The organism is Virgibacillus carmonensis, from assembly GCF_057836705.1.
This window is the reverse complement of the sequence record NZ_JBYQFJ010000005.1, coordinates 57,422-70,063: the sequence shown is the minus strand read 5'-3', so window position 1 is coordinate 70,063 and position 12,642 is coordinate 57,422. Positions and strand designations below refer to the sequence as shown.

General features: G+C 34.5%; 16 protein-coding genes and 1 riboswitch. Of the genes, 4 read left to right on the top strand and 12 right to left on the bottom strand.

Annotated features, from left to right (window positions below; genetic code table 11):
• Window positions 1–27 precede the first annotated feature (27 nt).
• The 4 genes from AC3G7N_RS05540 to AC3G7N_RS05525 all read right to left on the bottom strand — a co-directional run bounded on the left by AC3G7N_RS05540 (window position 28) and on the right by AC3G7N_RS05525 (window position 4,107).
• A complete protein-coding gene (locus tag AC3G7N_RS05540) occupies window positions 28–1,005 on the bottom strand; it encodes a YpdA family putative bacillithiol disulfide reductase (protein ID WP_489421149.1) in 978 nt (325 codons plus the stop codon).
• 188 nt (window positions 1,006–1,193) lie between these two features.
• The gene (locus tag AC3G7N_RS05535) at window positions 1,194–2,474 is read right to left on the bottom strand and encodes a Glu/Leu/Phe/Val family dehydrogenase (RefSeq protein WP_489421148.1); all 1,281 of its coding nucleotides are present in this window, start codon (window positions 2,472–2,474) and stop codon (window positions 1,194–1,196) included.
• Between the two features lie 187 nt (window positions 2,475–2,661).
• The gene (locus tag AC3G7N_RS05530) at window positions 2,662–3,240 is read right to left on the bottom strand and encodes a genetic competence negative regulator (protein ID WP_489421147.1); all 579 of its coding nucleotides are present in this window, start codon (window positions 3,238–3,240) and stop codon (window positions 2,662–2,664) included.
• Between the two features lie 99 nt (window positions 3,241–3,339).
• Window positions 3,340–4,107, bottom strand: coding sequence for a metallophosphoesterase (locus AC3G7N_RS05525; protein ID WP_489421146.1), 768 nt, complete (start codon window positions 4,105–4,107; stop codon window positions 3,340–3,342).
• Between the two features lie 122 nt (window positions 4,108–4,229).
• Between AC3G7N_RS05525 and AC3G7N_RS05520 the strand changes: the two genes are divergently transcribed.
• From AC3G7N_RS05520 to AC3G7N_RS05510, 3 genes are read left to right on the top strand one after another with little or no spacing between them, the layout of a single operon-like run.
• Entirely contained in the window at window positions 4,230–4,460 is a 231-nt protein-coding gene (locus AC3G7N_RS05520) for a spore coat associated protein CotJA (RefSeq protein WP_489421145.1), read from the top strand.
• Window positions 4,453–4,716, top strand: a complete 264-nt coding sequence (locus AC3G7N_RS05515; RefSeq protein WP_489421144.1) for a spore coat protein CotJB — start codon at window positions 4,453–4,455, stop codon at window positions 4,714–4,716. The genes AC3G7N_RS05520 and AC3G7N_RS05515 overlap by 8 nt, the downstream gene beginning before the upstream one ends.
• A 42-nt stretch (window positions 4,717–4,758) precedes the next feature.
• Window positions 4,759–5,328: a manganese catalase family protein gene (locus AC3G7N_RS05510; protein WP_489421143.1), complete on the top strand. Its 570-nt coding sequence runs from the start codon at window positions 4,759–4,761 to the stop codon at window positions 5,326–5,328.
• 44 nt (window positions 5,329–5,372) lie between these two features.
• On the opposite strand, the gene AC3G7N_RS05505 is transcribed toward AC3G7N_RS05510, so the two are convergent.
• Genes AC3G7N_RS05505 through AC3G7N_RS05490 form a run of 4 tightly spaced genes read right to left on the bottom strand, consistent with a single transcriptional unit; the run spans window position 5,373 to window position 8,915 of the window.
• Window positions 5,373–5,735 (bottom strand): hypothetical protein, encoded by a 363-nt coding sequence (locus AC3G7N_RS05505; RefSeq protein ID WP_489421142.1) that lies wholly within the window; start codon window positions 5,733–5,735, stop codon window positions 5,373–5,375.
• Window positions 5,725–6,315 carry a CPBP family intramembrane glutamic endopeptidase gene (locus tag AC3G7N_RS05500; RefSeq protein WP_489421141.1) on the bottom strand — a complete coding sequence of 197 codons (591 nt, stop codon included), beginning with the start codon at window positions 6,313–6,315 and terminating at the stop codon, window positions 5,725–5,727. The genes AC3G7N_RS05505 and AC3G7N_RS05500 overlap by 11 nt, the downstream gene beginning before the upstream one ends.
• On the bottom strand, window positions 6,308–7,861 hold the full coding sequence (locus tag AC3G7N_RS05495) for a RecQ family ATP-dependent DNA helicase (protein ID WP_489421140.1): 1,554 nt from the start codon (window positions 7,859–7,861) through the stop codon (window positions 6,308–6,310). Before AC3G7N_RS05495 ends, AC3G7N_RS05500 begins: the two co-directional genes overlap by 8 nt.
• Window positions 7,854–8,915, bottom strand: a complete 1,062-nt coding sequence (locus AC3G7N_RS05490; RefSeq protein ID WP_489421139.1) for a YpbB family protein — start codon at window positions 8,913–8,915, stop codon at window positions 7,854–7,856. The genes AC3G7N_RS05495 and AC3G7N_RS05490 overlap by 8 nt, the downstream gene beginning before the upstream one ends.
• 111 nt (window positions 8,916–9,026) lie before the next feature.
• On the opposite strand from AC3G7N_RS05490, the gene AC3G7N_RS05485 reads away from it, so the two are divergent.
• Window positions 9,027–9,281 carry a ferredoxin gene (locus tag AC3G7N_RS05485; RefSeq protein ID WP_489421138.1) on the top strand — a complete coding sequence of 85 codons (255 nt, stop codon included), beginning with the start codon at window positions 9,027–9,029 and terminating at the stop codon, window positions 9,279–9,281.
• A 190-nt stretch (window positions 9,282–9,471) separates the two neighbouring features.
• On the opposite strand, the gene AC3G7N_RS05480 is transcribed toward AC3G7N_RS05485, so the two are convergent.
• From AC3G7N_RS05480 to AC3G7N_RS05465, 4 genes are all read right to left on the bottom strand, one after another.
• Window positions 9,472–10,452, bottom strand: coding sequence for a hypothetical protein (locus AC3G7N_RS05480; protein ID WP_489421137.1), 981 nt, complete (start codon window positions 10,450–10,452; stop codon window positions 9,472–9,474).
• Window positions 10,452–10,985: an RNA polymerase sigma factor SigX gene (sigX, locus tag AC3G7N_RS05475; protein ID WP_489421136.1), complete on the bottom strand. Its 534-nt coding sequence runs from the start codon at window positions 10,983–10,985 to the stop codon at window positions 10,452–10,454. Before sigX ends, AC3G7N_RS05480 begins: the two co-directional genes overlap by 1 nt.
• A gap of 285 nt (window positions 10,986–11,270) precedes the next feature.
• Entirely contained in the window at window positions 11,271–11,801 is a 531-nt protein-coding gene (locus AC3G7N_RS05470) for an ECF transporter S component (protein WP_489421135.1), read from the bottom strand.
• Between the two features lie 6 nt (window positions 11,802–11,807).
• The gene (locus tag AC3G7N_RS05465) at window positions 11,808–12,251 is read right to left on the bottom strand and encodes a DUF4430 domain-containing protein (protein WP_489421134.1); all 444 of its coding nucleotides are present in this window, start codon (window positions 12,249–12,251) and stop codon (window positions 11,808–11,810) included.
• A 197-nt stretch (window positions 12,252–12,448) separates the two neighbouring features.
• A riboswitch (cobalamin riboswitch) is annotated at window positions 12,449–12,629 on the bottom strand.
• Between the last annotated feature and the right edge of the window lie 13 nt (window positions 12,630–12,642).

Sequence of the window (12,642 nt, the reverse complement as noted above, 5' to 3'; positions counted from 1 at the left end):
TATCCCCTCTTCACAGTGCATTTGTGATCATGATTTTTTTGCAATTGAATTAGCTATTAACTCTCCATGATGTCTTCCGTTTTCAATGAAAATTTCATTATTATTGTACCCAGCTGCAATTACACCCGCTACAAAAACACCCCGGATATTCGTTTCAAGGGTTTTTTCTTCAAATTGTGGACGTCCACTGTTTGCATCAATTTTCACCCCAACTTGTTTTAAAAAGTCATGATCCGGTTTATATCCAGTCATGGCAAAAACGAAATCGTTGGCAATAGATTTTTTCTCACCATTGACTTCATAGAAAACGTGTGAATCCGTTATTTCTGACACTTCTGCATTAAATTCCATTTTCACTCTATCTTTACGTACTAACGCATCAAATTCAGGTAAAATCCATGGTTTTACACTTTTCGAATACGTTTCTCCCCTGTATAAAACCGTCACATTTGCTCCAGCTTTGTGGAGCTCCAATGTAGCATCAACCGCAGAGTTTTTACCACCGACTACCAAAACGTTTTTCTTGAAATACGGGTGAGCTTCTTTAAAGTAATGCATAACTTTATCAAGATCTTCACCTGGAATTTTCATATAATTCGGTTGATCATAATATCCAGTAGCTATAATTACATTCTCTGATTGATAATCTATTTCCTCACCGTTAGCTGTTTCAGTATGCACATAAAAAAGTTGGTCCTTTTTCTTAACAGTCAGTACTTTTTCGAAAGTATTGATCCGCAATTTTTGTCTCTCAGCTACTGATCTATAGTAGGCTAATGCTTGATTTCGTACTGGCTTTTGTCTTTCAGTAATAAAAGCAACATTTCCTATTTCTAGTTTTTCACTCGAACTAAAAAACATTTGGTGTGTCGGAAAATTATATATGGTATTTACAATATTTTCTTTTTCAATGACTAAGGCTTTTATGTTTTGATTTTGTAATTCTATAGCACATGACATGCCACACGGGCCACCGCCCACAATAATGGTATGTTCCTTTTGCAACTACTACACTTCCTTTATTCTAAAAGTACACAAAAAAAAACTCCTATCTAACTATACATGATAAGAGTTTCTTCGTCATTTATTTCGGTTTCTTCAAAGCCGATCCTAGTCGAACTTCATCTATCGCGTTCTCCGGTTCCCTACTTATGCGTTTCACCCCTAAAGAGTCGCTCTTTCACTTCTTGCTTTTATACCCAACCACGGAAACGTGAAGCTTCGGCCATTTTTCTTACACCAATCATGTAAGCAGCTAAGCGCATATCAACGCGTCTTGTTTCAGCTGTGTTATAGATTGAATTAAACGCCTTAACCATAATCTTGTTAAGTTTTATTTCTATTTCTTCTTCTTCCCAATAATACCCTTGATTATTTTGTACCCATTCAAAATAAGATACGGTAACACCACCAGCTGATGCAAGAACATCTGGAACAAGTAGAATACCACGATCGGAAAGAATTTTTGTAGCTTCTAATGTAGTTGGACCATTTGCAGCTTCAACTACAATACTCGCTTTAATTTTATGTGCATTTTCTTCTGTAATTTGGTTCTCTACCGCGGCAGGAACTAAAATATCACAGTCTAATTCAAGCAAATCCTGATTTGAAATTGTGTTATCAAACAATTTAGTAACAGTTCCAAAACTATCACGTCTGTCTAATAGATAATCTATATCAAGACCTTCTGGATCATGAAGCCCACCATATGCATCTGAAATACCTACGACCTTAGCACCAGCATCGTGCAAAAATTTTGAAAGGAAACTACCAGCATTTCCAAATCCTTGAACAACGACTCTAGCGCCTTTTACATCAATTCCTTTTTTCTTCGCTGCTTCATTAATACAAATCGTAACACCTTTTGCAGTTGCAGATTCTCTTCCGTGTGATCCACCTAAAACAATTGGTTTCCCTGTAATAAACCCAGGGCTATTAAATTCATCAATACGACTGTATTCATCCATCATCCATGCCATAATTTGTGAGTTGGTGAAAACATCTGGTGCAGGAATATCCTTATTCGGACCAACTATTTGACTTATTGCCCGCACATATCCACGACTGACACCTTCCAATTCACGAAATGACATCTCGCGAGGATCACATACAATTCCACCTTTTCCTCCCCCATATGGAAGGTCTACGATACCGGCTTTTAAACTCATCCAAATAGAAAGCGCTTTTACTTCAGTCTCCGTAACATCTGGATGGAAACGTATGCCGCCTTTAGTAGGACCAACTGCATCATTGTGCTGAGCGCGATAACCAGTGAAAATTTTCATTGACCCATCATCCATTCGGACTGGGATTCTAACAGTCATCATTCGTATAGGTTCTTTTAAAAGTTCAAATACCTCATCAGGATAACCCAACTTTTCTAATGCGGTTTTTACAACAGTCCTTGTTGAAGTTAATACATTGTTTTTATTGCCTTGTTCATTAGTAGAATCTGCTGCTTTATCGGCTACCATGAATTTACCTCCTAGTAAATCTACTCAATATTATATATATATAGCTGTACTCAGAGATTAGTATACACTTTCATCATAAATATGCAATAAAAGAAAGGCTTTTTTCTCCAATTAATTTTTTTAATTGAAAACGATGTCAATTATCATGGATTAAATGGTGTTATGGGTCATTTGCAATCATTTTCAGTTAATAAAAATTAGCAATTATTTGATTGATTGCATCGCTTTCCATGATTACTTTTCCATATTCATTTAATCTGGCAGATGTCACGATACTTGGTGAAGAAAACTCAGACAAAATCGCAATCACATTTTCCTTGTAAGACATATTTATTTCCGCGTCCTGCAGTAAAATATAATATCGATTGTTCATAAAGTATACTTTTCCACCTGTAATTGAAATATTAGCCAGATACGTGGATACTTGAATTAAGTCCTCAAATTCCTGAAAAGAAAATATTAATTCTTTACTTTCATCTAATGTAACTTTCATTTCAATAAAATCCTCATCCCAATTTGTGTGTTCCATTTTCTGTGTTACATATACATGCATTCCTTGTGCTTGCATCAATTGCACATGTACAAGGAGCATTCCTTCTAATTCAATGCCAAGCTCGGTACTAGCTTCGTACATCATGTCACTAAATAAATTACCCGCATTTTTAACATCATTCCACAGCTCATGTGTTGTGAATCCTCGTTCAATTAAATCATCAAAGGTTAGAAATATGGTAAATTGATCATTTGATACACGTTCAATACGCATTATAGAAACCCCCTTCACACACTAATATGACCTGTATTTTGAAACCTTTTAACTACTAGTAATACTATATGCAACCAAAGTGTATATTGCACATACTCTTTACGGTTTTTGTTTAAATGTTATAATATGACATTCAGATCTTGTTCCTAATCGAAATGGTAGTCTAGTGTAACCATAACCTTCACTAACCAATACAAATGTGTTTCTTTTCTTTTTAAAGCTCCCACTTTCATATAAACCATATCCAAATACCCGTATTTGTCCCCCGTGTGTGTGTCCAGCTAAAACTAGATGAACATCTGCTTTATCACTTTCGGACATATCATAAAAAGCACTTGGAGCGTGTGTTATCAATATCGTATAATTACTCTCAACATCTTTCATAGCTAAATCAAAACGTGCTTCTTTGTATTTACAACAATCGAGCCCGACCAAGTTAAGCACGTCTCCATTATTCGAAACAATACGTTCTGCCTTATTCGCTAAAATAGTTACGTTTTCCTGTAGTAGTAACTGATATAATGCTTCAGGCTTTTCTTCATAATCGTTATTACCCCAAATAAAATAAATTGGTTTATTCCACTCTTTTAACAATTCCAAATTTCGTCGTACCCTTTCAATGGGTACGCCCTTTTCTGTTAAATCTCCACCAATAATGATGAGATTAATCTTTTCATCAATTTTATTTAGCGTAGTTTGATTTAATTTTCTACGATGTATATCCGAAACGAAAAAAACCCGAAAAAGATCAAACCCAGATGGAACATCTGTGACGGTTTGATAATCTATTGTATCATGATGGGCTAAATAAACCATATAAATGATTACCGTTACTCCACATATTCCTAAAATCAAAAGATATGTCATTTATCTGTTATCCTCTCTTGTTCCATATTCAGAAATATTATTTAGTAAGTTACAGAATAGGACAAATTGTCCAATCATACATATGAATAGATCACGAATTAACATAACGAAAGGAGATTTGTATGTTTACGCAATTTAAATATTGGGAGCCATACATTAGTCCATATGATCCATGTCCACCAATTAAAATAAAAAGCTATCCTACACCCCCACAATTATATATTACCTTTCAACCTCCTGGATTATCACAATTTGATCCAGAAACTGCTTTATTTCATGGAACCTTATGGCCAGATCTATCTAGTCCATGGCCAGATCCACATTCCGTAAAAAGAGGTGACTCCAATGAATAAAACGATGCCTCCTGAATATTATCAGCTACTCGAGGAGATTCAGGAGGTCGACTTTGTCTTGGTTGAATTAAACCTATATTTAGATACACATAATCAGGATTATGATGCAATCGAACAGTTTAATCTAAAAGTAAAAGAAAGTAAACAATTAAAGAATGCTTTTGAAAAAAAGTTTGGCCCATTGATGAACTTTGGAAGAAGCTATTCCAATTATCCGTGGGATTGGGATAACACTCCTTGGCCTTGGCAGGTTTAGCAAAGATGGAACTTATATCCAAAGAACAGGAGGGGAATCTTCGTGTGGTATTATGAAAAAAAGTTACAATATCCAGTAAAAGTTAGTGAATGTAATCCTCGTTTAGCTAAATATTTGATGGAACAATATGGCGGTGCGGATGGAGAGCTCTCTGCCGCCTTACGCTACTTAAATCAACGCTATACCATTCCAGATAAGGTTGTTGGGTTGTTGAATGATATTGGAACAGAAGAATTTGCACATCTTGAAATGATTGCCACCATGATATATAAACTTATGAAAGATGCCACACCACAGCAAATCGAAGAAGCAGGTCTTGGAGCGTATTATGCTAACCACAGTAAAGCACTATATTACCAGAACGCAGCAGGTGCACCTTGGACAGCATCTTACATTCAAGCTAAAGGTGATCCAATTGCTGATTTATATGAGGATATCGCAGCTGAGGAAAAAGCAAGAGCAACCTATCAGTGGATTATTAATATGAGTGATGATCCAGACTTAAATGACAGTCTGAGTTACTTACGTGAACGGGAAGTCGTTCATTCTATGCGGTTTAGAGAGGCTGTAGAAATACTGAAGGAGGAACGCGATAGAAAAAAAATATTCTAGTTCAAAGAGTGTCACTGACGAACAGTGGCACTCTTTGAATATGTCTAAAACTTTATTGGCAATTTTATAAGTTCTTCGTCCCACACATAATATAAAGAAAAAATAATGGCAACTATCATTAAAATAACTACACTGAACCGGGCAAAAGGACGGCTAATTTTTATCCGTGCTCGCTTCTTATTACTGCCATGAACTTCCTTGCGTGGTGGAAGATTTAAAATATCAATTTGACGTATGGATTTATCAATCTCAGTTGAACTATTTTCTAAGGTAAAATCTCTATTCTCACGATCTGTATTTTCTTCTTTTGGTAATGCACTGGTTTCTTTCCCCTGCCCTTGAACCTCATTAAACAAATTCCTAAGCTCTTTAGCCTGGTCATCGCGTTCAGTGTTTTTATTGCTCATAATTAGCACCTCTTTTTTGAAAACGAATTACTAGACCTAAAATAAAATCAATAATAAAATGTGCCGTGATGGTTACAAGTAAGTTTTCAGTAAGTACAAAAATATATCCTATATAAAAGCTTACAAATAAAATAGATACGAGTAAAACAGGCTTCTTCAAATATCGAAAGTGGATTAAGGCAAAAACGATACTAGCAGTTAGGTATCCAAATGTAGTTTGTATTACCCCCCGAAACAATAATTCCTCTGCAATTGCCACCATCAGTGCTAAAAGGAAAATTCCCCCGACAGATCGATCATGAAAAATTCTTTTGTTTATCCCACCATCATCATAATATTTCTCAGGAAAAATATACATGCATACCAAATCTATTAACACAATTAGTAAACCAGGAATTAATCCATACCATACAATATCGTAATAAGAGAGTTTAAAGTAATTCAACCAATCAGTGAAAGAATTAAATAAAAAGTAACTTAAAATAATACTGATAAGAACGAGTAATAATTGAGATATGATTAATTGAACCCTTAGTTCATGATCGGACAATTGTTTAATGATATCACTTTGTTTACGCATTCTTTCCTCCGGTTGTAAAAAGTGCCTGCAACTTTTCTTCCCAATTGTGATAGTTTTGTTCTGCCACCTGTTGTTGTATTCCCCAGTTTGATAGATTAAATCCACAATTGCTGCAACATGAATGAAGTGGAATCGTGTAATTTGATTGAAATCCCTTATAAAGTTGTTCTCGTAAACAACTTTCTGTCTCAATCCAAGCTATCATCGCACGTAATTTTTGTTCCTTTAAAATAAGACGCTTATTAATAAAGTGTTGAATCTCGTGAAAAGCTTGCTTCCATTTTTCTTTTTGATATACAATATGATTTCCTATTATCATACCATGGTTTTCAAATTGGTAGTGTAAAAATCTCCATTGAATTTCATTTAGATGAAAGATTTGTTCAAGCTGCTCAATTTTGTGTGGCAGTTGTTCTTTTTGTTTGTATAAAGCATTTAATTGCTGAAATACGAACGTAAGATCATCTTCTCGTGGAAGTTCTTTTTTTAGTAAGTTTGACGGTAGATAATGATCATGATCCGAGTAAAGTAAAAGGCTAACACTCTCTTCACCATCACGTCCAGCCCTTCCTACCTCCTGAATGAAGGATTCTAATTGAAGAGGTAAATGATAGTGAATAATTAATCGGATATCTTTTTTGTTAATTCCCATGCCAAATGCACTTGTACAACATATAACGTCTAATTGATTATTCATAAACTGCTGTTGTACTGAAATACGATCAATCGTGTCCATCCCGCCATGATAAAAAGCTACTCTTAGTGACGGATGTTCTTTCAATAAAAAACTGGTTAATTGTTCAGTAGCTATCCTACTTGAAAAATAAATAATTGTTGGCACACGAATACGATCAAACAATTTTTTTACCTTTTCGTTTTTCTCGATGTCATTTGTTACTTTTTCTATCGAAAAAATAATATTTTCTCGATCCATTGGATAAATATGATCAACCATATCTAGGCTTCTTAAAACCTTTTTAATATCAAGTTGAATTTCTTTTGTGGCCGTAGCGCTTAATGCAAGAATCGGTGGATTATTCAGCTCAGCCACAACATCACTTAGTCTTAAATAATCCGGCCTGAAGTCATGACCCCATTGCGAGATGCAATGTGCTTCATCAATGACTAATAAATTTACACTTAATCGTTTTAAACGATCAAGCAATTCAGTCTGTTGTATTAGTTCTGGTGAAACATATATCAACTTGTAGTTTTCTAAATGGTGATAAAGTACTTTCCGTTCTTTTGGATTGATAAAGCTATTTAGTGCAATTACCTCTTTAAAATTAGATGCTTTAAGCTCCTTAACTTGATCCATCATCAGAGAAATTAATGGTGAAACGACAATAGTCGTACCTTCTAAAAGTTTAGCAGGTAACTGATAACAAAGCGATTTGCCCATTCCTGTTGGAAGGATTCCTAACACGTCTTTCCCTTGCATAACATCTCTGATAATTTCCATTTGTCCAGTTCGAAATGTTGTAAAACCAAAATAATCCTTTAATTTATGTTCTAGAACTAAACTCGAATCTATCATCTCATTCATTTTGTTCACCTGCACGTTGCATAGTTGCTAAGACCAATCGAATTTGAAAATAACTAATGCGCTGATCAACCATTTGCTTTATTGCTTTTAATTTATTTGTACTTTCTTCATAAACCGCAGTCAGAATCTGTTGTTGTTGATCTTTAGACAGATAGTTTAATACTGGAAAATCATGAGTAAAAAGCGCAACTTCCACTACATGATCATAAACTGTATTTTCTTTTAAATTCCTTATTTGTCCAATTTCATTAATCGAATAATTTTCTTGTAATAAATGATATGTTTTCTTCGCTGAATCAGTAATAAACTGTTTATTTGCAAGGCCTTCCATAAGAATTAAAATTGCAGGAAAATTATTCGGACTAAGATAAATCTGGTTTAACATGTAGTGATTCATTCGCTCGATAATAAACGATATATCCAATTTTTCTTGTTTATAGTCACTTGCCAATTGCTCTTTACTTTTTCCGTAATGATTGTATCCTGAAAAACGATCAACATAGATAGATGCCTCTTTATTTGAAAAAGAACTTAATAATTTATGTAACTCATGATGCAGCTGCTCAAAATAAGATTCCATTTTCCGCTTTAATTGATTAAACACCCGTTTGACCCAGTCTAATACCGGTTGCTTATCAATAACAGGGATAAATGAATATTGATTATTACTGCTATTCGATAACGTTTGAATAAGTAATAACAGCCGATCATAAAAAGCCGAGGAAACAGTGTGGTAGTGCAATCCGTCATAATCACCTAAATGCAAACAAGTTTGGTTTTTTTTCAACCAATCCATACCACTTGGAGTAACTGAACAACTCATTGATTCGTCCAACTCCAGAAGATTATTAGAAACCAATGTATTTATTATTTTATCAAAATCACGTTTTTGTAACGAGCGGTTAATTCCATAAAAGTTTTCCAATTGATAAATGTGTGCATCCTGTACAGTTTGTATGGATTTTTTTCCTGTAATCAAATGATAGATAGCTGAACTTGTACGACTTTGATTGAACTGTAAGCTACATTTTAATAAAATCCCTTCTGCTAACATGTCATAACTCCTAGAAAGTAAAGTTTTAATGATTTTCTTCATTAGTTGAAATGTCTCAAATTCCGTTTTACAATGATAAGGAAAGCTTTTGTTTATAATGGGGGATTTAGAATGGCTAACTATACAATTGTTGATAAGGAAACGTGCATAGCTTGTGGAGCCTGTGGGGCTACCGCACCTGACATATATGATTATGACGATGAAGGTCTCGCTTATGTAGGGATTGATGATAACGCGGGGACAAAAGAAATACCTGAAGTGCTTGAAGAAGATATGGTTGATGCTTTTGAAGGTTGCCCAACGGATTCCATTAAAATCTCTGACAGAAAATTCGATGGAGACCCGTTAAGATTTGAAGATGAATAACATAACTGGTTTTTTTCAAAGAGCCAGTCTTTACTGGATCTCCATCCAGTGAGCAATTATTTCATTACATAAACCACATCTTCACCAATCACTTTACATATATTTGTTAGAGAACTATCAAAAAACGTTTTCGAAACGTTTTATTTATCTTTATATTAAATTGACTCCAATGGAAAGTCAATCTAAAAAATCAACCAAGGGGATCTATCGGATTGACAGCAATTGGTACATGAATAGCCTCTTTTAAATAATAGGGACCTATCTGTTCAACGGTAGGGTTTTGAAATTTCACAGTTCTATAACCAAAACTCTTTGCTGATATTAGAATAGCTTCTATCATATTTTTATAATGATTATTATCTTCAAAAGAAGTATTATCTTGTAACGTCAATTGAATCTGGTCTCCAAATTCTTTTGTTGTAAATTTGACATTGCTTGGAATTGATTGACTAACATTGATTTCTTCTTCTGTACTTCCCATTTCACGTAATGCCATTTCAAAGTCCGTATTTTCTTCTAATGTAATGGGTAATAAGAACTTTTTATTACTATCTATCACCGTGTATATTTTATAACTCGTTTTTTTTATAACTTCACTACTTTCACTTTGTTTCTTTTCATTAGTAAAAATTTTGTGATTAAATTGACTGGAATGAAACATTTTGGATAATGTATTTTCAGCTAGCATTACTTGTTTAGCATGAAGATCCCTTGGAGTTATGAAAGATACGGGAATGACATAACCCGTATTTTTGTCAGTTACCTCTCCATGAACAATTATTTCGGTATCACTAATATCATGGATAACTAAATTAGAATCAGTATTTTCCACAGTACTCCTTAGTTGATTTTCCTGCGTACTTTTGTCACCTTCACTCACAGATTCCTGTGAAGTTGAATGTTGTTGATCACTCATTTTATCTGCTGCGTTTTCATCATTTAGTGTTGTATATTCCCCAGTGTTCATCACTATAACAATAACCAACAATGCTACAAAAATGGTGCTGAATACCGGAATTAAAATCAATCTTTTCTGTTTCCTTTTTGGTTGACGATTCATTTGGGTAGAGATGCGCTCATATAACGCTTCTTTTTTAGTATCAGGAATAATATCAGGCATTTCTTCTAATACTTTTTTGATGTGTTCTTCTTGCTGATTGGATGTCGCCATTATGCATCTCCCCCTTCCTGTTCATTGTTATTGATTAGTTTTTTTAGTATCTTTAGTCCCCGATGTTGTGTTGTTTTTACCTTACTTTCACTAAAACCTAGTATTTCTGCAGTTTCTTTAATCGAAAATGATTGTATGTATCTTAAAATGATGACACTCTTTTGAGCGGGGGTACAATAATCTAGATAGCTATATATTTTTTGTATATCCTCATTTTGTACAGCTATTTCTTCAGGTAATGGTTGCGTATCTGAAAGTGATGGACCTTTTTCAGCCCAGTCAAAAAATTCATAAATCCGATTTCTTTTTCTTTTTTGCGCACGAAAATAATCAATTATAATATGCCTAGCAATAGAAAACAACCACGTCTTCTCACTGCTCTCCCCCCGGAAGTTTTGGTAAGAGCTGAGTACTTTAATATAAACTTCCTGAACAAGATCTTCTGTTAGTTGTTTATCTTTTACCATGTAAAAAACAAACTTATTCAAATCACGATGATAGTTATCATACAAATCTTCAAAAATATCTTTCATAACGATTCCCCATTCAACTATTAGTCGTATCTATGAATCAAAACGTTACAGCTTACTATAAGGTGCTTGTTGAAAAAGTCGACAAAGAACGAAACGTCCTGTGGGCGCAAAGGTTTCTGAGGACCAGAAAAACTGAGCACTAAAATCACCCCCGAAGCATTACTTCGCACGCAGAAAAAGTATTCTTCTTTTTTAAGGAACGTAAAAATTCGCCGTTTATCATTTGATGACTTTCTGAACAATCTCTATAACTATAATCAAAAAAAGAAAAAATACCAACCCAGTTTAGTTGGTATTTTGAAGAGGAAATCGTTCCTTTGCATATCTTTCAAAGAAATAAGATATAATTGGATAAAGTAAAACTATAAATACTCCGTTTCCAACTGCATGTGCTGTATCAAAAGGAAGTCCAGCCAAATAATAAGGAAGAAATTCACCTGCTATTGTATATGTAGTTAGCGAAAGAACAAATCCATACAAATAGCCACAGAATACAGCATAAATAGTTAGCAACATGATTGAATGCTTCTTTCTATATTTGCCAATTAATCCACTAATCAATCCAATTATGGCCCATGCTACAATCTGCCAGATGGTCCATAAACCCATTCCCAGTATCATATTAGTTAGAAATGTAGTTAATACTGCCAACGTCATGGCAGCGACTGGTCCTAAAAATAAACCGCAGACGATGATAATTGCCGTAACCGGTTGCACGTTAGGCAAAAATGAAAACGCAAATCTACCGACTACACCAAGCGCTGCCAATAGTGCAAGTAATGTTAATTTATAGGTATTCATTTTATGGTTGTTCATTTAACGTCATTCCCAAGATTGTAAATCGAAGTTAACGGAATCACCAGGTGTTAATTCAAGCTCTTTTGCTCCAACACTTGCCATCTCATCATTAACGAAGACCATCCAAGCCATTTGTTCACTTTCCTTTGCCTCAATTCCTTCAATGGATGTAATGTAACCTGCGTCATCTTTAACTTCAAAGTTTTCCTTCATAACATCGTAAAGAATTGCCCCATCTTCTATCGCAATTTCTTTTTCTTTAACCGTTTCTTCCCCTTTACTTTTCGTAATAGCAATGGTTACTACATCTTCCTCTTGATTTTCTTGGTCAGAAGTAGTAGTTTCAGTAGATTCTGTTTGCTCATTTGTAGCATTTGATTGTTCATTGTTAGTGCCTTCAGAACTACATCCTCCTAAAACAACAATAACAGCTATAAATGACACTAGAAAAAGTTTAACCTTACTCATCTTCTAAAACCCCCAATTTTTTATTGTGAAGATTTAGGCGTTAGATATCCGATATAAACATAGATGAACGTTGTATTAAAATCAAAAAAGCTAACTCTTCACCTGAGAGTTAGCTAAATCTAAATAAGACAATCGAACAATTATATATATACATACTACTATTCGGGTTATCTCAAGTCGCTTTTATCCTCGAAGCATTGAAACATCAGAAAAAGGCAGGTCTACTGACTTGTGATATCACCCTACTCTAAGCCCTTCCCATATGGTTACATACAGTGGATTCGCCTATTTCGTACACCACTTACAGTTGCGAGGACAGTTCTAGTTTTCCACTAGATTCCCTATTAAGCATAAGCACCCTTTTCACGATTTTTATTCAATTATTGTACAA